The sequence below is a fragment of the Pseudomonas sp. MIL9 genome (assembly GCF_016887925.1).
In the GTDB taxonomy this organism is placed as follows: Bacteria; Pseudomonadota; Gammaproteobacteria; order Pseudomonadales; family Pseudomonadaceae; genus Aquipseudomonas; species Aquipseudomonas mohnii.
In genome coordinates this window covers 1-22,789 of the sequence record NZ_JAFEHE010000029.1, presented here as the reverse complement: position 1 = coordinate 22,789, position 22,789 = coordinate 1, and the positions used below count along the sequence as shown (strand labels likewise).

Genomic DNA, 22,789 nt, shown 5'->3' with positions numbered 1-22,789 from the left:
CCACTCGCCCTCATCATTCGCACCTGAAGACTTCGTCTACATTGTTTGTCGAGCCCATCCGCTCTCATAACAATAATCAGGAGCGCACGCATGTCCCTTCAAGGCAAAACGCTGTTCATTACCGGTGCCAGTCGTGGGATTGGTCGGGAGATCGCGCTGCGGGCCGCACGCGATGGCGCAAACATCGTGATTGCCGCCAAAAGCGCCGAACCGCACCCCAAGCTGCCCGGCACCATCTACAGCGTGGCCAAGGAAGTCGAAGCTGCGGGTGGCAAGGCGCTGGCCTTGCAGGTGGATGTACGCGACGAAATCGCCGTGCATCAGGCCCTGGCCCAGGCCAACCAACATTTCGGCGGCATCGATGCATTGGTCAACAATGCCGGGGCAATCAAGTTGACCGGTGTGCAGCACATCGAACTCAAGCGCTTCGACCTCATGCACCAGATCAACACCCGCGCCGTGCTGCTGTGCAGCCAGGCCGCCCTGCCCTACCTGAAGAAATCCGCCGGGCACATCCTCAACCTGTCGCCACCACTGAACCTGGCAACCCAATGGTTCGCCCAATACAGCCCGTATACCGTGACCAAGTACGGCATGAGCATGCTGACGCTGGGCATGAGCGAGGAATTCAAAAACTACGGCATCAGCGTCAACTCGCTGTGGCCACAGACGATGATTGCCACCGCTGCCATCGAGTTTCAGCTGGGCTCACGGGAATCGTTCAAGCACGCCAGGACGCCGGCGATCATGGCCGATGCCGCCCACGTCATTCTCGGCAGCACGAATCGCAGCCTGACCGGGCGGTTGTTGATTGATGAGGAGATATTGCGAGAGAACGGCGTGACGGAGTTCGAACACTATCGGTTTGCACCGGGCACCAATGACAAGCTGATGCCCGACCTATTCGTTGACTGAAAAAACACTGTAATTGTGGGAGCGAGCTCGCTCCTACAGGAAACCAGCGTCGGTTAGAACTCGATCCGCACATCCCCCTTCGGCACGCTGCAGCACGACAAAATGAACCCGTCGGCTTCGTCTTCCTCGGTGATCCCGCCGTTGTGCTCCATCTCGACTTCGCCGCCCAGCTTCAGCACCTTGCAGGTACCGCAAATGCCCATGCCGCAGGCTTTCGGGATCATCAGGCCGACTTTCGCCGCAGCGGCGTGAACGGTCTCGCCCGGTGCCACGCGAATGCTCTTGCCGGAGGCGGTGAATTGCACCTCATGCAGATCGGCCGCGTCGACTTCCGGTGCATCGGCAGCCTGCTCGGCTTGTTCCACTGCATCGGCGCGGGCTTCCGGTGGTGTCGCGCCGAACGATTCCTCGTGATAGCGCTTCATGTCGAAGCCAGCGTTTTCCAGCAGGCGCTTGACCGCGTTCATGTACGGCGTCGGGCCGCAGCAGAACACTTCGCGCTCGAGGAAGTCCGGCGCCATCAGTTCCAGCATCTTGTGGTTCAGGTAACCGCGATAACCGGCCCACGGCTCACCGAGGCCGTGTTTCTCGCAGATCAGGTGCAGGCTGAAGTTGTCGATCCGCGACGCCATGTGCTCCAGCTCGCGGTGGTAAATGATGTCCTTGGGCGAACGGGCGCTGTGGATGAACGTCATGTCGACATTGCCGTTGGTGTCGTAGAACCAGCGCGCCATGGACATGCACGGGGTGATCCCGACGCCGCCGCTGAGGTACAGCACTTTCGGGCTCGGGAAGTCGATGGCGTTGAACAGCCCGACCGGCCCGTGCACCGCCAGTTCCTGGCCTTCGTGCAGGGTGTCGTGCAACCAGTTCGAAACCTTGCCGCCCGGCACGCGCTTGATGGTCACCGAAAAGCTGTACGGCACCGATGGCGAGCTGGAAATGGTGTACGAACGCATGATCGGCTGGCCTTCGATTTCCAGCTCCAGGGTGACAAACTGCCCCGGTTTGAAGAAGAACATGATCGGCTGGTCGGCCATGAAGCAAAAGGTGCGCACATCCCAGGTTTCCTGGATGACTTTGACGCAACGGACGATGTGCCGACCATTGGCCCAGGTCTGGGTGGTTACCGGGTTCAGGAAGTTGTTGGACATGCTGATCTCCACGGCCGACTGTCGGCCTTCATGTTGGCGATTCTGCGTATAGCGCGAACCACCCATTTACCTATCTGCGACATTCACATGCTTATCGCGACCAGCCCCCAACTACCGGGGCTTGCGCGTCGGGAACAGATTGCACCATGTCGCCCATGGATAAGGTTCTGGCCAGCGCCGGCCCCACACTCGCCCCATACCAAGACACAACTTTTACACCTTGCGTAGCAAACCCGAGCAGCACACCTGATTAGCCACTTTCGCCGGCCACGCAGATGGCCTTGAGGATTAAACGATGGACGTCACTACTACCCTGAGCCTGGGCGATCCGCTGGAACCCGCACGCAAGGCCACCGCCCAGATGCTGCAAGAGCGCGAGCGCACGTTCTCGCTGCCGCAGCCGTTTTACTCTGACGATCGCCTGTTTGATATCGACATGCAGGAAATCTTTCAGAAAGAGTGGCTGATCGCCGGCATGACCTGCGAGATCCCCACCAAGGGCAACTACCTGACGCTGCAAGTCGGCAAGAACCCGATCATCGTGATCCGTGGCGCCGAAGGCGTCGTGCACGCGTTCCATAACGTCTGCCGTCACCGTGGCTCGCGCCTGTGCACCAGCGACAAGGGCAAGGTCGCCAAACTGGTTTGCCACTACCACCAGTGGACCTACGAACTCGACGGTCGCCTGCTGTTCGCCGGCACCGAAATGGGCGCCGACTTCGACATGAAGCAGTACGGCCTCAAGCCAGTGAACGTGAAAACCGCTGGCGGCTACATCTTCATCAGCCTGTCGGATAACCCGCCGGCCATCGATGACTTCCTGTCGACGCTCAACCATTACATGGAACCGTACGACATGGAAAACACCAAGGTGGCGGTGCAAACCACCTTGATGGAAAAGGCCAACTGGAAACTGGTGCTGGAAAACAACCGCGAGTGCTACCACTGCAACGCGTCGCACCCGGAACTGCTGAAAACCCTGCTGGAATGGGACGACGTCACCGACCCGCGCGCCGACCAGGCGTTCAAGGACCACGTCGCCGCCTCCGCCGCTGCCTGGGAAGCCGAGAAGATCCCTTACGCCCACGCCAGCTTCGGCCTGCGTAACCGCATCGTGCGCATGCCGCTGCTCAAAGGCACCGTATCGATGACCATGGACGGCAAGCAAGGCTGCGCCAAGCTCATGGGCCGCATCAAGAACCCGGACCTGGGCTCGATGCGCATCCTGCACCTGCCGCACTCATGGAACCACTGCATGGGCGACCACATCATCGTGTTCACCGTGTGGCCGATCAGCGCCCAGGAAACCATGGTCACCACCAAGTGGATCGTGCACAAGGACGCCGTCGAAGGCGTGGACTACGACGTGGAGCGCATGCGCCTGGTCTGGGACGCCACCAACGACCAGGACCGTCGCCTGGCCGAAGAAAACCAGCGCGGCATCAACTCCACCGCGTACCAGCCTGGGCCGTACTCCAAGACCTATGAGTTCGGCGTGGTGAATTTCGTGGATTGGTACAGCGAGCGGATGCTGAACAATCTGGGGGCCGAGCCTGCGCCGTACCTCAAAGGCGTCCCTGTCCAAGGCTAACGCAAGCCCTGTAGGAGCGAGCCGACTCGCGAAAAACCCGAGCACGCCTCGGGGCATCTGGTTTAACGCGTTATCGTTCACGACCATCGCGAGCAGGCTCGCTCCTACAAGGGGCCTGTTCGCGACGTTTTACTCCCGCCATTACCCTCTTCCATTTAGAACTGTACGAAATATGATCTATTTCGTTCAGCGCTATACGGTGCGCGCCTCCCAGCCTTTCGCGAACAAGTTATCCACATCTCCACCCACAGCAAATGGGGACAACTGTGGACAGGCGCATAATTTTCTCCACAGAAACCGAAGAAAATCCGTGACTTATCCAGAATCACGGTTTCCCGCTGCACTTGATCATTTTTCAACCAAACCTTTGAAAGCCACGTACTACAGGGCCTGTAGCGGATGGCAAACACCTTATCCACAGAAGCGCCAACAGACTTTGGGGGCAACTTCTGCGCCTCTGTGGAAAACCGCTGAAAGCCGCGTAATTTCTGCATTTGCGGGAGGTGGAATGGATAAAAACGGCAATTCGATCATTTTTTGATCAGACACCTGAAAGGCTCGGTTTATAGGGCCTGTAGCGGTAAGCGAACATCTTATCCACAGAAGCGCCAACAGAGATCGGGGACAAGTATTACTTCGCGAACACACTTATCCTCAGAAAAACTACCGAAAAAACCGTGGCTTAAGCTGATTGTTTTTTGATCTACGGGCTGAAGGGCTTGATTTTCAGGGGTTGCAGCGAGGGGTGAACATGTTATCCACAGAAGCGTTAACAGAGATTGTGGAGAACCAGGCTGGGGCCGCTGGGCAAACATTGAATGCCCGACCGGCCCCAGGCGTCTCACAGCCTGACTGGGTCGTCCGTCGGCTCGATGGCCCGCTAAGGCCGATACATCAAATAGGCTTCGCCCGTGACCCGAATCATCGGATGCGGCGTGATCTGGCAGGTATCGACGATACGGAAGCCGTGGCGCTCATAGAAGCGCCGGGCGCCGGTGTTCGCGGCGTAGTCGATCAGGCTCAGGCCGTTGAGCCCGAGCCGATTGGCGCGGTCGTAGGCGTAAGCGAGAAACTGCTTGCCCAGGCCCTGGTTTCGCCAGCCCTCGTGCAGCGCCAGGCTGGATATATAAAGAGTGTCGGGGATTTCCATCGTGGCGTACGGCGCCAGCACTGGATCGGTCACTGGCGCCGCGAACGGGTCGTAACGCATCACATAGCTGTGCAGCATGCCAATGACCTTCCCGTCGGCCTCGGCGATCAGGCAATTCTGGTAGGAAAAATCCACATCTTCACGGGCATAACGGATGGCTCCCACGTCCAACAGATCCTGCCCGGGCTCTGCTATCTGGCTCCAGATGTAATCCGAAGCGCCTTCCGAGGAAATCTGGAACAGACGCGCAATCTCGCGCGCATCCGCGCGTACCGCCGAACGAAACTCAACCGACATTGATTAAAACTCCACAGATCATCGAGCGCCCGTTGTACGTGGGCGCTCACGGCGCAGCAATGCGCCTCAGGGATGGGTGTTTTTCCGGGTATTGCGGCTAGAGGCTGGGTGGTGTCAGCGCACCACGCCCTCTTCAATCAGCAGCTTGAGAATCGCTTCAGCCCCCGCCTGCGCCGTGACGCCCTTGAGCACTTGCCCACCGCCGCCGCTGGCCTTGGCCGTTGCGGCTTTCATGCGGTCGGCACCGCTCTTGGCCTTGATGACTTTAAGGCGCTTGGGTCGCGGCTTGGCCGGTTGCAGCGTCGCCACCGCCAGCAGTTCATCGTCGATGACTTCCACTTCATCGGCCTGCAACACCCCACGCCGGGCCGGGCCGTAGGCGCTTTGCCGTGGCTTGGGCGCGGCGTTATCCACAGTTGCCAGGAACGGCAGGCGAACCTTCAAGCGACGACGCTGGCCACGGGGCAAGGCCTGCAGCACCAGCGCCGAGCTGCCATCGATGGACTCGACCTGCGCCAGCCCCACCACCAGCGGCCAGCCCAGGCTTTCAGCCAGCAGGAACGGCAACATGCCCGAGCCTTCGCCGGTTTCAGCCTGGCTGCCGGTCAACACCACCTGAGCGCCGGCATCGCGCAAATACGCGGTCAACGCCGGCAGCGCATCAGCGCCTTCGGGTTGTTCCAGGACATGCAATTGCTCCAGGCCCATGCCCAGATAAGCGCGCAACGCAGGCTCGGCGACATCGCCGGCATGCAGCACCTGCAAGTTATCCCCAGCCAACTGCAGACCCAGTTCCACGGCACGCGCATCCTGTTCGGCGCGACGCGGACGGCCGGATGTCGGGTGGGCGCCGATGGACACTAGGCTGATGATTTTCGTGCTCATAACCCTTTCCTTCCCTTAAGCCGCATCGCGCTTGGCGTCGTTGCGGTAGGCCTCTACCGCCGCGATCAAGGCTTGAAGAATCTCGGCGCTTTCGCCGATCACCGACAGGTCGGCCCGTTTGATCATGTCGCAGCCGGGATCGAGGTTGATCGCCACCACCTTGTCGCAGGCACCGATACCCTGCAGGTGCTGGATCGCCCCGGAAATCCCCACCGCCACATAGACCCGCGCAGTGACCCAGGTGCCCGACGCGCCGACCTGGCGGTCGCGCGCCATGAAACCATCGTCCACGGCAACCCGGGACGCGCCTTCGGTGGCACCCAATGCCTCGGCGGTCCTGTGGAAAAGTCCCCAGTCCTTGACGCCGTTGCCGCCGGAGAAGATGAACTCCGCTTCGGCCATCGGGATCGCCGCCGGGTCCACCGCCACCGCCCCCAGATCCTCGATCCGCGACAGACTGCGCGCAACCGCTGTGGATAACTCCACCGGCAGGGCTTCGTGACGGGTTTCACTGACCGGTTCGGCGCATTCGGCAGCCACCAGAATCAACCGTGCGAGCGGACGCGCAAGGTCTTGCAGACCGGCACCGGCGCGGCCGATGCACGCCTGGTCCTTGACCTGCCAGACCCGCGTGGCCGGGCGTTCGCCCAACGCCGCGGCAAAACGACGACCGAGTTCGCCACCGCCGGTACGACTGTCCGGCAGCAACCAGTGACGCGGACTGAACTGGTTATCCACAGCCCGCAAGCCCTGGACCCGTTGTTCCGGTGCATAACCGCTGAATTCCTCGCCCTCGAGCACCAGCAGGCGATCGACGCCGGCGCTGGCAAAGGCGCTCTCTTTATGTTCGCCAAAGACCACGGCCAGCACCGCGCCATCCTTGCCCGCCAGTTGATGGGCCAGGCCCAGGAGGTCGCGGTCGTGACTGCTCAAGCGGCCACCGACCATGTCCGGTACGACGCTGATGTAGAACGCCGGTGCAGGCACTTGATGCAGCGGCAATTGCACTTCAACGGCGGCCGAGCGCTTGGTCGCGCCGCCCTGTTGCGCGCCACTGCGGTCGATGCGCTTGATGCCGTTCGGGCCGATAAAACCAATGCCATGGGGGTTCTTGCGGATGACGCCATTGGGCCCCATCCAGCTGTGTTGCGCCGGCTGCATGGCGGCGTGCAGCGGATGCAGACGGTTACGGGCGATCCATTCGGCCCGAGGGTCGCGGCGGATAATGTCGCTCATCAGTGGGCCTCCGCAGGTTCACGTTTGGCTGGCGTGGACGGCTTGCTCGGTGCCTGGTCTTCGAGCAGCGCATCGGCCACCAGTTCGGCAATGTCCTTGATCAACGGCCGGGGCTCGACCACGCCTTCGAGCATCGCCGTGCACTGTGGACAACCCACGGCCACCAGTTCGGCACCGGTTTCGCGGATGTCTTCCATGCGCATATCGGGAATCCGTTGCTTGCCCGGAATGTCGGTGATCGGCGCTCCGCCGCCACCGCCGCAGCAGCGCGAACGGAAACCGGAGCGTTGCATTTCCTTGACTTCGATCCCGAGCGCACGCAATACCTCACGCGGCGCCTCGTACTCGCCGTTGTAGCGGCCGAGGTAACACGGGTCGTGATAGGTCACGCTGTCGCCCTTGTGCTGACCGAGGTTCAGCGCACCGGCCTGGATGATTTCCGCCATGTAGGTGCTGTGGTGCTGCACCAGGTAGTTGCCGTCGAAGGCGCCGTACTCGTTTTTCAACACATGGAAGCTGTGCGGGTCGCAGGTGACGATGCGGTTGAAGCGATATTTGGCCAGGGTCTGGATGTTGCGTTTGGCCAGCAACTGGAAGGTCGCTTCATCGCCCAGGCGTCGGGCCACGTCACCGCTGTCGCGTTCTTCGAGGCCCAGCACGGCGAAATCGACCTTCGCGGCTTTCAGCACTTTGACGAACGCGCGCAGGGTGCGCTGGTTGCGCATGTCGAAGGCACCGTCGCCGACCCAGAACAGTACGTCGGTGGATTTCTTTTCACTGAGCAGGTTGAGGTTCAAGTCCGCCGCCCAGTTCATCCGTCCGCCCGGCGCAAAGCCGCCCGGGTTGTCGGTGGCGATCAGGTTTTCCAGGACTTCGGCGCCCTTGTTCGGGGTCGCGCCTTTTTCCAGGGTCAGGTGACGGCGCATGTCGACGATGGCATCGACGTGCTCGATCATCATCGGGCACTCCTCGACGCAGGCCCGGCAAGTGGTGCATGACCACAGGGTCTCGGCATCCACCAGACCATTGACGATCGGCTGATGGGGATTGCCGGCGTGTTCGCCAATGGCTTTGCCCGGATACGGGCTGCCGGCGAAGTTGGCATCGGTGCCGCCCGCCAGGCCGACGACCATGTCCTGAATCAGCTTTTTCGGGTTCAACGGCTGGCCGGCGGCGAACGCCGGGCACGCCGCTTCGCACTTACCGCACTGCACGCAGGCGTCGAAACCGAGCAATTGGTTCCAGGTGAAATCCTTGGGTTTCTCGACGCCCAGCGGTGCAGACAGGTCGGTCAGGTCCAGCGGCTTCAAGCCCGTGGAGCGACCGCCACCAAAGCGCTCGGCGCGACGGTGCCAGGCCAGGTGCAGGGCACCGGCGAAGGCGTGCTTCATCGGCCCGCCCCAGGTCATGCCGAAGAACAGTTCCGATACGCCCCACAGCACGCCGATGCCGAGGATCGTCGCCAACAGCCAGCCGCCGAAGTTCTCCGGAAGGATGCCCGCCACGGGCAGGGTCACCAGGAAAAACGACGCCGAGAACGCCAGCAGGCTTTTCGGCAGGCGCATCCACGGGCCTTTGGACAAACGGCTCGGCGGGTTGCGTCGACGCAGGTAAACGAAGATCGCACCGACGAACATCACCGCCGACATCAGCAGCAGTGCGTACCCGAGGATGCGGTTATGCAGGCCGAAGCCGTGCACCAGAATTGCAAGCACGATGGACGCCACCGCACCACCGGCCGTGGCGACGTGGGTGTTGGCGATGTATTTGTCCCGCGCCACCACGTGGTGCAGGTCGACCATGTAACGCTTGGGCATGGCGAACAGGCCGCCGATCAGGTCGACCTTCGAGGCCCGGCCCCGGCGCCACATGGACACCCGCCGCAACGCGCCCAGAACCGCAAGGCCCAGGGCAGCGAACAACAGGATTGGAAGAAGGGTGTTCAACATGGTGAAGCTCCCAAAGACCTCGGGCTTAACTACCTGGATGCTTTGCTCGACCCCCTGTAGGAGCGAGCTTGCTCGCGATGGTCGTTAACGATGACGCGTGCGGTCTGAAAGAACGCGGCGCCTTCAAATTCATCGCGAGCAGGCTCGCTCCTACAAGGTTATCCACAAGCTCTTAGAAATCCTTGCACAACCGCAACGCGTCGTAGATCGCCGCGTGCACGTTACGCTGGGCCACGCAGTCGCCGATGCGGAACAGCAAATAGCCGTCGCCGCTCTGCTCCAGGCAAGGTTGCGGCTTGATCGCGAACAAGGCTTCGACGTCGATCTGGCCTTTGTTGCGCGAACCCTCCTTCAACGCGTAGTAGATTTCTTCGTCCGGGCGCACGCCGTTTTCCACGACCACCTGGTCCACCACCCGCTCCTCTTTGGCGCCGGTGTATTCGTTTTCCAGTACCGCCACGAGCTTGTCGCCTTCGCGGTAGACCTTTTCCAGCATCATGTCGCCGGTCATGATCACTTCTTTCGGGTACATGCTGCGGTAGTAAGTCGGGAACGACGTACCGCCAATCGCCACGCCCGGCTTGATGTCGTCGGTGACGATCTCGACCTGGCTGCCCTTGTCGGCGAGGAAGTCCGCCGTGGACATGCCGGTGAATTCACAGATGGTGTCGTAGACCAGCACGTTCTTGCCCGGTGCCACTTTGCCATCGAGGATGTCCCAGCTGCTGACCACCAGGCCTTCAGCCGCACCCCAATGCTCGTTCTGCTCCAGGAACGGATGACCGCCGACCGCCAGCACCACCACGTCCGGACGCAAGTCCATGATGGTTGGCGCATCCGCCGCAGTCCCCAGGCGCAGGTCGACTTTCAGGCGTGCCAGTTCCAGCTGATACCAGCGGGTGATACCGGCGATCTGGTCCCGTTGCGGCGCTTTCGAGGCCGTGGTGATTTGCCCGCCGATGAATTCTTTCTTCTCGAACAAGGTCACGTCGTGGCCACGCTCGGCGGCCACGCGCGCCGCTTCCATCCCCGCAGGACCGGCACCGACCACCACGACTTTGCGTTTCACACCGGTGGTTTTCTCGATGATGTGCGGCAGGCCCATGTATTCACGGGAAGTGGCCGCGTTCTGGATGCACAGCACATCCAGGCCCTGGTATTGACGGTCGATGCAGTAGTTGGCGCCGACGCATTGTTTGATCTGGTCGATCTGGCCCATCTTGATCTTGGCGATCAGGTGCGGGTCAGCGATGTGGGCGCGGGTCATGCCGACCATGTCGACGTAACCGCCCTCCAGAATGCGCGTGGCCTGGTTCGGGTCCTTGATGTTCTGCGCGTGCAGCACCGGGACCTTGACCACTTCCTTGATACCGGCAGCCAGGTGCAGGAACGGCTCCGGTGGATAACTCATGTTCGGAATCACGTTGGCCAGGGTGTTGTGGGTGTCGCAACCCGAACCCACGACGCCGATGAAATCCAGCATGCCGGTGTCGTCGTAGTATTTGGCGATCTGCTTCATGTCCTCGTGGGACAAGCCATCCGGGTGGAATTCGTCACCGCAGATACGCATGCCCACGCAGAAATCGTCACCGACCTCGGCACGCACCGCTTTCAACACTTCCAGACCGAACTTCATGCGGCCTTCGAAGGTGCCGCCCCATTCGTCGGTACGCTTGTTGACCCGTGGGCTCCAGAACTGGTCGATCATGTGCTGGTGCACGGCCGACAACTCGACACCGTCCAGGCCACCGGCCTTGGCGCGGCGCGCGGCTTGAGCGTAGTTACCGATGACCCGCCAGATCTCTTCCGGCTCGATGGTTTTGCAGGTGGCACGGTGTACCGGCTCGCGTATGCCCGACGGCGACATCAGCGTCGGCCAGTTGAAGCCGTCCCAACGGGAACGACGGCCCATGTGGGTAATCTGGATCATGATCTTGGCGCCGTGCTTGTGCATGGCGTCGGCCAGATTCTGGAAGTGCGGGATGATGCGGTCGGTGGACAGGTTCACCGAGCTCCACCATTCCTGCGGGCTGTCGATGGCCACCACGGACGAACCGCCGCAGATCGCCAGGCCGATCCCGCCCTTGGCCTTCTCTTCGTAATACTTGACGTACCGGTCGGTGGTCATGCCGCCGTCGGTGGCATAGACCTCGGCGTGCGCGGTGCTGAGCACGCGGTTGCGGATGGTCAGTTTGCCGATCTGGATCGGCTGGAACATTGCTTCGAAAGCCATGGCGGGTTCCTCGACTTACAACGGCTTGACGATGAACAAGCCGTCTTCGTGGCCCTCTTCGGAGCCACCGTAGACTTGCTCGGCCACGGTGCGGATCTTGCTGCCGCGAGCGGCCAGGATCTGATCCATCGCACCGGCAAACCAGCCGGTGAACATGTAGTCGACCTTGCGCCCGACCTTGCCGTAGACGTAGACGAACGCGGAGTGTTCGAGCTTGACGCTGGCGGTGCCTTTGTCGAGATCGATGTCCTGGATCTTGAACAGGCCCCAGCCGCGTTGCGACAGGCGCTTCATGTAGTGCTCGAACACCGCGACGCCTTCCAGGCCGTGGCATTCAGCTTCTTTCTCGCACCAGTGCCAGGCGGACTTGTAGCCGGCCTTGTAGAGGATCTCGGCGTAGGCTTCGGCGCCCAGCACTTCCTCGATGCCCATGTGGTTGTTGACGAAGAAATGGCGCGGCACGTACAGCATCGGCAGGGCGTCGGACGTCCAGACACCGGTCTCGCTGTCGACTTCGATTGGCAATTGCGGGGCGATCTTGGCCATGGAAACTTAACTCCAGAAAATTCGTGGTCAGTGCTTAGCAAAGCTTTTGCTTTGCTCTTATAAACAAGCCGTGTGAATGACTTTGGAGCCGTAGCGAGCACGTCGAGAGCAAGGAAGGACCGGAGCGACAAGCGAGACAGTACGGGACGTACGGCGAGCTTGGCGCGAGGACCTGACGCAGCTATCGGCGAGCGGAGTAGGCTCCGGAGTTATTCACTCGCCCCAGACGTCCTTCAGGACGTTCACCCAGTTCTCGCCCATGATCTTGCGTACCACGCGCTCGGAATGGCCGCGCTTGAGCAGGGTCTCGGTCAGGTTCGGGAACTCGCCCACGGTACGGATGCCCAGCGGGTTGATGATCTTGCCGAAGCTGGTCAGGCGGCGGGCGTAGCCCTTGTCGTGGGTCAGGTACTCGAAGAAGTCCTGGCCATGACCCTGGGTGAAGTCGGTGCCGATGCCGATGGCGTCTTCGCCGACGATGTTCATGGTGTATTCGATGGCTTCGGCGTAGTCGTCGATGGTCGAATCGATGCCCTTGGCCAGGAACGGCGCGAACATGGTCACGCCGACAAAACCGCCGTGGTCGGCGATGAACTTCAGTTCTTCATCGGACTTGTTGCGCGGGTGAATCTTCAGACCCGACGGCAGGCAGTGGGAATAGCAGACCGGCTTCTTGGATTCGAGGATGACTTCTTCGGAAGTCTTGGAGCCAACGTGGGACAGGTCGCACATGACGCCGACGCGGTTCATCTCGGCGACGATTTCACGACCGAAGCCCGACAGGCCACCGTCACGCTCGTAGCAACCGGTGCCCACCAGGTTCTGGGTGTTGTAGCACATCTGCACGATGCCGACGCCGAGCTGCTTGAACACTTCGACATAGCCGATCTGGTCTTCAAAGGCGTGGGCGTTCTGGAAACCGAAGAGGATGCCGGTCTTGCCCTGCTCCTTGGCCTTGCGGATATCGGCGGTGGTACGCACCGGAATCACCAGGTCGCTGTTCTCGCGGATCAGTTTCTGGCTGGCGGCGATGTTGTTGACAGTGGCCTGGAAGCCCTCCCATACCGAAACGGTGCAGTTGGCAGCGGTCAGACCGCCCTTGCGCATGTCTTCGAACAGTTCGCGGTTCCACTTGGCAATAATCAGCCCGTCGATAACGATGCTGTCGGCGTGCAATTCGGCTGGGCTCATCAGGCTGTCCCCTTGTTAGCGATTCATGCGCCGAATCGTCTGCCGGCGCTTTGGGGCCAGCATATGCCTGAGGACCGGGACAACCGGGTGCAAAAACGACAGGGGGTTTGCCGAAAGCGTCAATCCGCGACAAAGGGTCGTCGCCAGGCGCAATCTGCTACCTGTTCAACGCCTTCGGCTTGGGCCAGAATTCGCCGCATCTCTTGAGGCTTTACTGGAAGCTTTACTGGAATAAGGGGCGGCAACGTAATGAAATCCATCATCCTGGCTTTGGCGCTGATAGCGACCGGCGTACACGCGGCGGAGGAATCCGACGACAACCCATGCGACAAAGTGGAAAACGACGTCCAGACCCTGGAATGCTCGGCTTACAGCAAATCCACCGCCGAAGATCTGCTGAGCGAAAACCTCAAAAGCCTGAACGAGCGCATGCAGTCGCTCTACGGCAAGAACCCGTCGCAACTGAGCGACATCACCGCCAGGATCAAGGCCGCTCAGCAGCAGTGGACGAAGACCCGCGACGCCGACTGCGCCGTCGAAGCCTTCCCGGCCACCACCGGCAGCAAGGCATTCACCATTGCGCAAAATGATTGCGTGGCACGGATGAGTGACGAGCGGTCGGAGTTCTTGGAGTCGATTGGGCAGGAGTAAGAGAACACCGTTCCACTTGAGCTGTAAGCTGCACGCCTTCAGCCAGTAAAGGGATTCAACATGAAAGTCTGCGGCATCGAAATCAAAGGCAGCGAAGCGATCATCGCCGTGGCCATGCTGGAGGGTCAGGCGCTGGGCCATGTTGCGCTCGCGACCAAGAAAATCGCCCTCGACGATGACGACGAAGCCGCCAACGTCAAGGTCTTCGCGGCGCAGGTGGCGTCCTTTGTTCGCGAAAATGCCATTGATCGCATCGCGATCAAGAAGCGCAGCAAGAAAGGCGAGTTCGCCGGTGGACCGACCACGTTCAAGATCGAGGGTGTGTTCCAGTTGCTGGAAAATTGCGAGGTGACGCTGCTGTCACCGCAGACCATCAATGCGCAGGCCAAGAAGCATGGTTTTGAGCTGCCGGCGACGTTGAACAAGTATCAGCATGAGGCTTACAAGGCGGCGTGTTCGGCGCTGATGAAAAAATAAAATCGAAAACAGATCAAATGTGGGAGCGAGCCAGCTCGCGATTGCGGTTTGTCATTTCAGTTGATGTCGCCTGATTCACCGCTATCGCGAGCAGGCTCGCTCCCACATTCTGTTTTGCGTTGAGCTCATACCAACTCCCGCCCATCCCCCAACCGCCGCCGATCCTCCCGTGGGCAGCGCTCATACTTCGCCCGATAACTACGGGTGAAATACGACGGCGACTCAAACCCGCAGGCAATGCTCACTTCCAGCACGCTCATGTCGGTCTGGCGCAGCAATTGCCGGGCCTTCTCCAGACGCAAGCGCAGATAGAAATTGCTCGGTGTGTCGTTCAGGTGCAGGCGAAACAGCCGTTCGAGCTGACGCCGGGTGACTTTGATCGATTCCGCCAGTTCCAGCGTGCTCAGGGGCGGTTCGCTGTGCTGCTCCATTTCGCCGATCACGTGCACCAGTTTCTTGTTGCTGATGCCATATCGGGTGGCGACTTCCATGCGCTGGTGGTCTTTGCGCGGGCGGATGCGGCCAAGCACGAACTGTTCGCTGACCTGGATCGCCAGCTCCGGGCCGTGGGCTTGAGCGATAAGGTCGAGCATCAGGTCGATGGAGGCCGTGCCACCCGCCGACGTGATGCGCCGTCGGTCGATTTCGAACAGCTCCTGGGTGACGCTGAGCTGCGGGTAGGATTCCTTGAAGGCGTCGATGGCTTCCCAGTGCAGGGTCAGGCGATGGCCGTCGAGCAGGCCTGCTTCCGCGAGGATGAAACTGCCGGTGTCGATGGCGCCGAGGGTCACGCCTTCGTTGTCCAGCCGTCGCAGCCAGTGCTCCAGCGTCGGGGTGGCGAACTTCAGCGGTTCGAAACCGGCGACCACTAACAGGGTCGCGCCTTTTTTCAGCGGCTCCAGTGCCGCGTCGGCGTTGACCGACATGCCGTTGCTGGCCAGCACTGCTCCGCCATCGGCGCTCAATACATGCCACCGATACAGCTCGCCGCGAAAGCGATTGGCGACCCGCAGTGGCTCGATGGCCGAGATAAATCCAATGGCCGAGAAACCCGGCATCAACAAGAAATAGAAATCCTGGGACATGGAGCGCACTCGGTTGGCGGGAACGAGAGGGCGGGTAGCGTGTTGATGTTGATACGCCACTTGCAAGCGGCATTCAAGAGCACAGGTCGCCGCAGTGCAAGAGCTGGTCGCCGCAGTGCGCTTTCATGGCGCCTTAGCTGCGTAACTTGGTATCACCGGCGCGTCAGACGCCGGAACTCACAATAACGAACTGCCGAGGAAACCTGAGATGAAACGACTGATCAGCAGCTGTGTTCTTGCACTCAGCGGTACCGCTTTCCTGAGCGCCAGTGTCATGGCCGCCGAACCCGCCGCGTGCCAGAACGTGCGCATGGGTGTAGTGAACTGGACCGACGTGATCGCCACCAGCGCCATGACCCAGGTATTGCTCGATGGCCTCGGCTACAACACCAAACAAACCAGCGCCTCCCAGCAGATCATTTTCGCCGGGATCCGTGATCAGCGCCTCGACCTGTTCCTGGGTTACTGGAACCCGCTGATGACCCAGACCATCACCCCGTTCGTCGACGCCAATCAGGTCAAGGTGCTGCAAGCCCCGAGCCTCAAGGATGCACGCGCCACCCTCGCCGTACCGACTTACCTGGCGGACAAGGGCCTGAAAACCTTCGCCGACATCGCCAAGTTCGAAAAAGAGCTGGGCGGCAAGATCTACGGCATCGAACCGGGCTCGGGCGCCAACACCCAGATCAAGGCGATGATCGCCAAGAACCAGTTCGGCCTCGGCAAGTTCCAGTTGGTCGAGTCCAGTGAGGCCGGCATGCTCGCCGCGGTGGATCGCGCGGTGCGCCGCAACGAAGCCGTGGTGTTCTTCGGCTGGGCGCCGCACCCGATGAACGTCAACGTCAAGATGACCTACCTCACCGGCAGCGACGACGCCCTCGGCCCGAACGAAGGCAGTGCCACCGTGTGGACCGTGACCGCGCCTAAATACGCCGAACAATGCCCGAACATCGGCCGCCTGCTGAGCAACCTGACGTTCACCGCCGAAGACGAGAGCCGGATGATGCAGCCGCTGCTCGATCACAAGGACGCCTTCGAATCCGCCAGGCAATGGCTCAAGGATCACCCGCAGGACAAGCAACGCTGGCTCGAAGGCGTCACCACCTTCGATGGCAAACCGGCTGCTCAAAACCTGCAACTGACCAGCAAATGACTCACCCGTAAAAAGACCTGAATTGAACCACCGATTCGCAGCCCGGAAGGGCTGCGGACAGACTAATCACGCCTGCAAGGAACCCCCTCATGAACCACGACGTCATCATCACCTGCGCACTCACCGGTGCTGGCGACACGACCGCCAAGAGCCCACATGTGCCGGTCACCCCGAAACAAATCGCCGCTGCCGCCGTGGAAGCCGCCAAGGCCGGCGCCACCGTGGTTCACTGCCACGTTCGCGACCCTGAAACCGGCAAGTTCAGCCGTGATGTGGCGCTGTACCGTGAGGTGATGGAGCGCATTCGCGAAGCCGACGTCGACATCATCGTCAACCTGACCGCCGGCATGGGCGGCGACCTGGAAATCGGCGCTGGCGAAAACCCGATGGAGTTCGGCCCGAACACCGACCTGGTCGGCCCGCTGACCCGCCTGGCTCACGTAGAAGAACTGCTGCCGGAAATCTGCACCCTCGATTGCGGCACCCTGAATTTCGGCGACGGCGACACCATCTACGTCTCCACCCCGGCGCAACTGCGCGCTGGCGCCAAACGCATTCAAGAGCTGGGCGTGAAGGCCGAGCTGGAAATTTTCGACACCGGTCACCTGTGGTTCGCCAAACAGATGATCAAGGAAGGCCTGCTCGACAACCCGCTGTTCCAGCTCTGCCTGGGCATCCCATGGGGCGCGCCGGCTGACACCACCACCATGAAAGCCATGGTCGACAACCTGCCGGCCGACGCGGTCTGGGCCGGTTTCGGCATCGGGCGCATGCAAATGCCGATGGCCGCACAAGCGGTGCTGCTCGGCGGCAACGTGCGAGTCGGCCTGGAAGACAACCTGTGGCTGGACAAAGGCGTGCTGGCGACCAACGGCCAACTGGTCGAACGCGCCTCGGAAATCCTCAGTCGCCTCGGTGCCCGCGTGCTCACCCCGGCTGAAGGCCGCAAGAAAATGGGCCTGACCCAGCGCGGATAACCCCTCCTTTTCCCCTGTAGGAGCGAGCTTGCTCGCGAAAAAGGTACAGCCGACGCCACTCAGCGCCTGGAATACCATCGCGAGCAGGCTCGCTCCTACAAGGATCACCGAACTATTCAGGAAGTTGCCATGAGCTTTATCACCGAAATCAAAACCTTCGCCGCCCTGGGCAGCGGTGTCATCGGCAGCGGTTGGGTGTCCCGCGCCCTCGCCCACGGTCTCGACGTGGTGGCCTGGGATCCGGCGCCCGGCGCCGAAGCGGCCCTGCGCAAACGCGTTGCCAACGCCTGGGGAGCCCTGGAAAAACAAGGCCTGGCCCCTGGCGCCTCACAGGATCGTCTGCGCTTTGTCGCGACCATCGAAGAATGCGTTCGCGACGCCGATTTCATCCAGGAAAGCGCCCCGGAACGCCTGGAACTGAAACTGGAACTGCACAGCAAAATCAGCGCCGCCGCCAAGCCCGACGCCTTGATCGGCTCCAGCACTTCCGGCCTGTTGCCGAGCGAGTTCTACGAGAGCGCCACGCACCCGGAACGCTGCGTGGTCGGCCATCCGTTCAACCCGGTTTACCTACTGCCATTGGTCGAAGTGGTCGGCGGCAAAAACACCGCGCCTGAAGCGGTGCAAGCGGCGATGAAAGTCTATGAATCCCTCGGCATGCGCCCGCTGCACGTACGCAAGGAAGTGCCGGGGTTCATCGCCGACCGCTTGCTCGAAGCGTTGTGGCGCGAGGCGCTGCACCTGGTCAACGACGGCGTGGCAACCACCGGCGAAATCGACGACGCGATTCGTTTCGGCGCGGGCCTGCGCTGGTCGTTCATGGGCACCTTCCTGACGTACACCCTGGCCGGCGGCGATGCCGGCATGCGCCACTTCATGGCACAGTTCGGCCCGGCGTTGCAGTTGCCGTGGACCTACCTGCCGGCGCCCGAACTGACCGACAAGCTGATCGATGACGTGGTCGATGGCACCAGCGAACAATTGGGCAAACACAGCATTTCGGCGCTGGAGCGCTATCGTGATGACTGCCTGCTGGCGGTGCTGGAGGCGGTGAAGACCACCAAAGAGAAGCATGGGATGGCATTTGCCGAATAATGAGCCCCGCAGGTCTGGCCCCTTCGCGAGCAGGCTCGCTCCCACAGGTTTGCGCTGTCCTTGTGGGAGCGAGCCTGCTCGCGAAAGCGGCGGTCCAGTCACCACCAACATTGGAACCGGAATCATGCCCACCCTCACCACCTACCAAACCAGAATCATCCCCGACTGGGTCGACTACAACGGCCACCTGCGCGACGCCTTCTACTTGCTCATCTTCAGCTACGCGACCGACGCGCTGATGGATCGCCTGGGGCTCGACAGCAACAGCCGCGAAGCCAGCGGCAACTCGTTGTTTACCCTGGAGCTGCACCTCAACTATCTGCACGAAGTGAAGCTCGACGCCGAGGTCGAGGTGCACACGCAGATCATCGGTCACGACAGCAAACGCCTGCACCTCTATCACAGCCTGCATCGTGTGGGTGATGACAAGGAACTGGCGGGCAACGAGCAAATGCTGCTGCACGTCGACCTCGCCGGGCCGCGTTCCGCGCCGTTCAGCGAAGGCACCCTGGGCCGATTGCAAGCCATCGTCGCCGAACAAACCGACCTGCCCACCCCCGAGTACATTGGCCGAGTGATCGCGTTACCCCCAAAAAAATAACAAGGAGATCGCCATGAACACCGCCGCCGCTTTTGCCGACTTCCGTACTTATCCGTTGATCAGCGCGCTGAAGGGCGTGCAGGTCATGGCCGATCGTGTTCTGGTGGAGTGGGCCGACAACCGCGTCAGCCCGTTTCATCATCAGTGGCTACGGGACAACTGCCCCTGCCCGCAATGCGTCTACACCGTCACCCGTGAGCAGGTACTGGAGATCGTCGATGTCCCGGAACACCTGGTGCCCACAGAGGCCGGCGTCGATGCTGAAGGCTGCCTGAGCGTACAGTGGCAAGATGGCCACGGCAGTCGCTTCGACCCAGGCTGGCTGCGCGCCCACGCGTACGACGACGAATCCCGTGCCGAGCGCCAGGCTGGCAAACCGAAGGCCAGGCTCTGGCACAGCGATCTGCAACTGCCGGTGTTCGACTACGCGACGCTGATGCAGGACAACGACGCCTTGTTGCAATGGCTGCTGGCGGTTCGCGATGTCGGCCTGACCCAGGTCCGTGGCGTGCCCACCGAACCCGGCTCATTGAAGTTGATCGCGCAGCGGATTTCGTTCATCCGCGAAAGCAATTTCGGCGTGCTGTTCAACGTGCAATCCAAGGCCGATGCCGACAGCAACGCCTACACCGCTTTCAACCTGCCATTGCACAGCGATTTGCCCACCCGTGAGCTGCAACCGGGGCTGCAGTTCCTGCATTGCCTGGTCAACGACGCCGAGGGTGGCGAGAGCATTTTTGTCGACGGCTTTGCCATCGCCGAAGCGTTGCGCCAGGAAGATCCGCAAGCCTTTCAAAGCCTCTGCGAAATCCCGGTGGAGTTCCGCAACAAGGACCGCCACAGCGACTACCGCTGCCTCGCGCCGATCATCGCCCTGAACGCTTCCGGGCACGTGTCGGAAATCCGCATGGCCAACTTTCTGCGCGGCCCGTTCGATGCGTCGGTGGAGCAGATGCCCCGGTTGTATCGGGCCTATCGGCGCTTTATCGCGATGACGCGCGAGCCCCGGTTCCGCTTGATGCAAAGGCTCAATCCCGGCGAACTCTGGTGCTTCGACAACCGCCGCACCCTGCACGCCCGCAACGCCTTCGACCCTGCCACCGGCGCCCGGCATTTCCAGGGATGCTATGTGGACCGCGATGAGTTGTTGTCGCGGATTCTGGTGTTGCAACGCTAGACCGCGTCCTTGTTCATCGCGAGCAGGCTCGCTGCCACAGGGGGTACACGATCCTCTGTGGGAGCGAGCCTGCTCGCGATGGCGTCCGCACAGGCAACACAAGACCCAGGATTCACAGGCAAAAAAAACCCCGATCAAGCCGTGACAAGATCGAGGCAGAAGGTACTGTTGAGGAGCTGCGCGCGAGGGTGACCAAACCTTCGTGAAGCAAGCTGAATCCAGTGTGCCGACTCCCTTGACCGGCAAGTTAGCCGAAAACGACCTGTTCATAGCCATTGCGGCCATCGCGACAAATCGCCCTTGCCGCCACCCTGCACCCCCACCAGAATCGAGCCACGACACCGTTCCCAGAAGAAGGATTTGCGTCATGATGCACGCCGATTTGATTGACCAGGAAGACCTGTTGGGCCAACTCAAGGCATTGGGCTTTCAAGTACCGAACGGCTCCACGGCCGAGCAGGCTTGCGAATGTGCGGTACGAGGTTTGAACAACGAACGGGCGATCGTGCTGCGCACGATGGTCAAGCAGATGTACACCAGCAGCGCGACCATCCTGCCCGCCGTGCGTCAGGCCATCGACAAGCAATTGCTGCCGGCGTTGGCGGAGTATCAGCAGAGCCATCGCGCCTGATAAATCCAATCGCGAGCAAGCTCGCTCCCACATGGGATTCGCGTTGAACACACCCTCTGTGAACAACCCAAAAACCCTGTGGGAGCGAGCTTGCTCGCGATGAAGTCCCCTCGGTTTAGAGCCTTACGCTGGCAAACGTCGACTCGTTCCGCGCCTGACTCAGCGCCGACAACGGCCCGGACAACGGCGACAGCACCAGCGCTTGCGGCAGCGGCATCATCGCCACTTGCTGGGTGGTATTGGAGCCTACGCGCTCGTCACGCGGCGGAATGCCGAAGTATTCGCGGTAGCACTTGGAGAAGTGCGGCGTGGACACGAAGCCACAGACCGACGCCACTTCGATGATCGACATCGGCGTTTGCTTGAGCAATTGCCGTGCGCGGATCAGGCGCAGTTTCAGGTAGTAACGCGACGGCGAGCAGTGCAGGTACTTCTGGAACAGCCGCTCCAGCTGACGACGGGACACGGCGACATACACCGCCAGTTCGTCGAGGTCGATCGGCTCTTCGAGGTTGGCCTCCATCAGCGCGACGATTTCCTGAAGTTTCGGCTGGTTGGTGCCGAGCATGTGCTTGAGCGGCACGCGCTGGTGATCCTGTTCGTTGCGGATGCGCTCGTAGACGAACATCTCCGAAATCGCGGCCGACAGTTCACGACCGTGATCGCGGCTGATCAGGTGCAGCATCATGTCCAGCGGCGCGGTGCCACCAGAGCTGGTGAAGCGGTTACGGTCGAGGGTGAACAGACGCGTACTCATGGCCACACGCGGGAAAGCTTCCTGCATCGCGGCCAGACATTCCCAGTGCACGCTGCAGTCGAAACCGTCCAGCAGGCCGGCGCACGCCAGGGCCCAGCTGCCGGTGCAGACCGCGCCGAGGCGACGGGACTGACGCGCCTGGCTCTGCAGCCATGACACGTGTTCGCGGGTAACGGTGCGTTGAATGCCGATGCCGCCGCAGACGATCACGGTGTCCAGGGGTGGTGCTTTGTGCATGGAGGCGTCGGGGGTGATCTGCAGACCGTCACTGGCCCAGACCTGACCGCCATCGACTGTGAGGGTGGTCCAGCGATACAGCTCGCGACCGGACAATTGGTTGGCCATTCGCAGAGGCTCCACTGCGGAAGCCAGGGAAATCAGCGTGAAATTGTCCAGCAGCAAAAAGCCGATGGATTGAGGCGCACGGTTCTGGGGTTGGGCCCCGGAGTTGAACGACGTCATCGCGGTATCTCCTCACACAAAGCGGGTGATGGCCTCAGGCGGAGGCTCTTGTTATTGCCATCGTTCTCGCATGGGAGACGGGCTTTGTAATGACAGAGCAAATGCCATGCCTAAATTTGAATGCGCGTTCAATAACTCCTAAAAACGACGTCGGAATGAGTCTGCATATGACGCGCGGTGAGTAGGGTTAAGGCGGCCATCGGGCCGGACAAGTGCGCTGCCCCGTTGCGTGTGAGCAAATCGGTAGCACTTGTGGGAACAGGGCTGAAACGATGCGGAAAAGAGTGTCACCGCAGGCACAGGTGACAGACGGTCAGGGTCCCTGGCGATCCCTGACCTTGGGGTCATGATTTACCTGTTTGCGACGCGCCAAAAGGTGGCGCGTTTGAGATCGGGTGTTCATTTAGCGCGCAGTTTTGACTGGTCTGACGCTATCGCTGGCAAGCCAGCTCCCACAGTGATTTGTGGTGTGATCCAGATATCAGACACACCGAAGAACCTGTGGGAGCTGGCTTGCCAGCGATTGGGGTCGACGCGGTCTCAGCACTCTACAGCGCTGACCGCCAAACCACCCCG

Annotated in this window: 21 protein-coding genes; 11 read left to right on the top strand and 10 right to left on the bottom strand. The window is 61.1% G+C overall.

Going from position 1 to position 22,789, the window contains the following annotated elements:
• Positions 1-90 precede the first annotated feature (90 nt).
• Positions 91-915: an NAD(P)-dependent oxidoreductase gene (locus JQF37_RS26590; RefSeq protein WP_130210166.1), complete on the top strand. Its 825-nt coding sequence runs from the start codon at positions 91-93 to the stop codon at positions 913-915.
• A 53-nt stretch (positions 916-968) separates the two neighbouring features.
• On the opposite strand, the gene gbcB is transcribed toward JQF37_RS26590, so the two are convergent.
• Positions 969-2,069: a glycine-betaine demethylase subunit GbcB gene (gene gbcB, locus JQF37_RS26585; RefSeq protein ID WP_130210164.1), complete on the bottom strand. Its 1,101-nt coding sequence runs from the start codon at positions 2,067-2,069 to the stop codon at positions 969-971.
• 295 nt (positions 2,070-2,364) lie between these two features.
• Here gbcB and gbcA point away from each other — a divergent pair, with 295 nt between their 5' ends.
• Positions 2,365-3,660, top strand: coding sequence for a glycine-betaine demethylase subunit GbcA (gene gbcA, locus JQF37_RS26580; RefSeq protein WP_130210162.1), 1,296 nt, complete (start codon positions 2,365-2,367; stop codon positions 3,658-3,660).
• 880 nt (positions 3,661-4,540) lie between these two features.
• Here gbcA and JQF37_RS26575 read toward each other — a convergent pair.
• From JQF37_RS26575 to JQF37_RS26545, 7 genes are all read right to left on the bottom strand, one after another.
• Positions 4,541-5,107 (bottom strand): GNAT family N-acetyltransferase, encoded by a 567-nt coding sequence (locus JQF37_RS26575; RefSeq protein ID WP_103404173.1) that lies wholly within the window; start codon positions 5,105-5,107, stop codon positions 4,541-4,543.
• 114 nt (positions 5,108-5,221) lie between these two features.
• Positions 5,222-5,992: an electron transfer flavoprotein subunit beta gene (locus tag JQF37_RS26570; RefSeq protein WP_109635441.1), complete on the bottom strand. Its 771-nt coding sequence runs from the start codon at positions 5,990-5,992 to the stop codon at positions 5,222-5,224.
• Between the two features lie 15 nt (positions 5,993-6,007).
• The gene (locus JQF37_RS26565) at positions 6,008-7,228 is read right to left on the bottom strand and encodes an electron transfer flavoprotein subunit alpha/FixB family protein (RefSeq protein ID WP_130210158.1); all 1,221 of its coding nucleotides are present in this window, start codon (positions 7,226-7,228) and stop codon (positions 6,008-6,010) included.
• On the bottom strand, positions 7,228-9,177 hold the full coding sequence (gene dgcB, locus JQF37_RS26560; RefSeq protein WP_130210156.1) for a dimethylglycine demethylation protein DgcB: 1,950 nt from the start codon (positions 9,175-9,177) through the stop codon (positions 7,228-7,230). The genes JQF37_RS26565 and dgcB overlap by 1 nt, the downstream gene beginning before the upstream one ends.
• 172 nt (positions 9,178-9,349) lie before the next feature.
• Entirely contained in the window at positions 9,350-11,410 is a 2,061-nt protein-coding gene (gene dgcA, locus JQF37_RS26555) for a dimethylglycine demethylation protein DgcA (protein ID WP_130210154.1), read from the bottom strand.
• 15 nt (positions 11,411-11,425) lie between these two features.
• A complete protein-coding gene (locus tag JQF37_RS26550) occupies positions 11,426-11,956 on the bottom strand; it encodes a DUF5943 domain-containing protein (RefSeq protein ID WP_007975505.1) in 531 nt (176 codons plus the stop codon).
• Positions 11,957-12,169: 213 nt separating this feature from the next.
• Complete coding sequence (locus JQF37_RS26545; protein WP_008033250.1) at positions 12,170-13,147, bottom strand: dipeptidase; 978 nt, start codon at positions 13,145-13,147, stop codon at positions 12,170-12,172.
• Positions 13,148-13,396: 249 nt separating this feature from the next.
• Between JQF37_RS26545 and JQF37_RS26540 the strand changes: the two genes are divergently transcribed.
• A complete protein-coding gene (locus JQF37_RS26540) occupies positions 13,397-13,798 on the top strand; it encodes a lysozyme inhibitor LprI family protein (RefSeq protein ID WP_130210150.1) in 402 nt (133 codons plus the stop codon).
• 60 nt (positions 13,799-13,858) lie between these two features.
• Positions 13,859-14,275, top strand: a complete 417-nt coding sequence (locus tag JQF37_RS26535) for a DUF3010 family protein (RefSeq protein ID WP_130210148.1) — start codon at positions 13,859-13,861, stop codon at positions 14,273-14,275.
• Between the two features lie 125 nt (positions 14,276-14,400).
• On the opposite strand, the gene JQF37_RS26530 is transcribed toward JQF37_RS26535, so the two are convergent.
• A complete protein-coding gene (locus tag JQF37_RS26530; RefSeq protein ID WP_204149855.1) occupies positions 14,401-15,360 on the bottom strand; it encodes a GlxA family transcriptional regulator in 960 nt (319 codons plus the stop codon).
• A 208-nt stretch (positions 15,361-15,568) separates the two neighbouring features.
• Between JQF37_RS26530 and JQF37_RS26525 the strand changes: the two genes are divergently transcribed.
• From JQF37_RS26525 to JQF37_RS26500, 6 genes are all read left to right on the top strand, one after another.
• Positions 15,569-16,513 carry a choline ABC transporter substrate-binding protein gene (locus JQF37_RS26525; RefSeq protein ID WP_047534331.1) on the top strand — a complete coding sequence of 315 codons (945 nt, stop codon included), beginning with the start codon at positions 15,569-15,571 and terminating at the stop codon, positions 16,511-16,513.
• 89 nt (positions 16,514-16,602) lie between these two features.
• A complete protein-coding gene (locus JQF37_RS26520; protein WP_090466673.1) occupies positions 16,603-17,490 on the top strand; it encodes a 3-keto-5-aminohexanoate cleavage protein in 888 nt (295 codons plus the stop codon).
• Positions 17,491-17,619: 129 nt separating this feature from the next.
• The gene (locus tag JQF37_RS26515; protein WP_130206533.1) at positions 17,620-18,585 is read left to right on the top strand and encodes an L-carnitine dehydrogenase; all 966 of its coding nucleotides are present in this window, start codon (positions 17,620-17,622) and stop codon (positions 18,583-18,585) included.
• A 124-nt stretch (positions 18,586-18,709) separates the two neighbouring features.
• Positions 18,710-19,186: a thioesterase family protein gene (locus JQF37_RS26510; RefSeq protein WP_130206534.1), complete on the top strand. Its 477-nt coding sequence runs from the start codon at positions 18,710-18,712 to the stop codon at positions 19,184-19,186.
• 13 nt (positions 19,187-19,199) lie between these two features.
• The gene (locus tag JQF37_RS26505; RefSeq protein WP_130206535.1) at positions 19,200-20,363 is read left to right on the top strand and encodes a gamma-butyrobetaine dioxygenase; all 1,164 of its coding nucleotides are present in this window, start codon (positions 19,200-19,202) and stop codon (positions 20,361-20,363) included.
• A 367-nt stretch (positions 20,364-20,730) separates the two neighbouring features.
• On the top strand, positions 20,731-20,994 hold the full coding sequence (locus tag JQF37_RS26500; protein WP_103404192.1) for a hypothetical protein: 264 nt from the start codon (positions 20,731-20,733) through the stop codon (positions 20,992-20,994).
• A 115-nt stretch (positions 20,995-21,109) separates the two neighbouring features.
• Here JQF37_RS26500 and JQF37_RS26495 read toward each other — a convergent pair whose 3' ends face one another.
• On the bottom strand, positions 21,110-22,213 hold the full coding sequence (locus tag JQF37_RS26495; protein WP_047534337.1) for a GlxA family transcriptional regulator: 1,104 nt from the start codon (positions 22,211-22,213) through the stop codon (positions 21,110-21,112).
• A 346-nt stretch (positions 22,214-22,559) separates the two neighbouring features.
• Between JQF37_RS26495 and JQF37_RS26490 the strand changes: the two genes are divergently transcribed.
• A partial coding sequence (locus tag JQF37_RS26490; protein ID WP_204149854.1) for a hypothetical protein occupies positions 22,560-22,789 on the top strand: 230 nt, incomplete at its 3' end.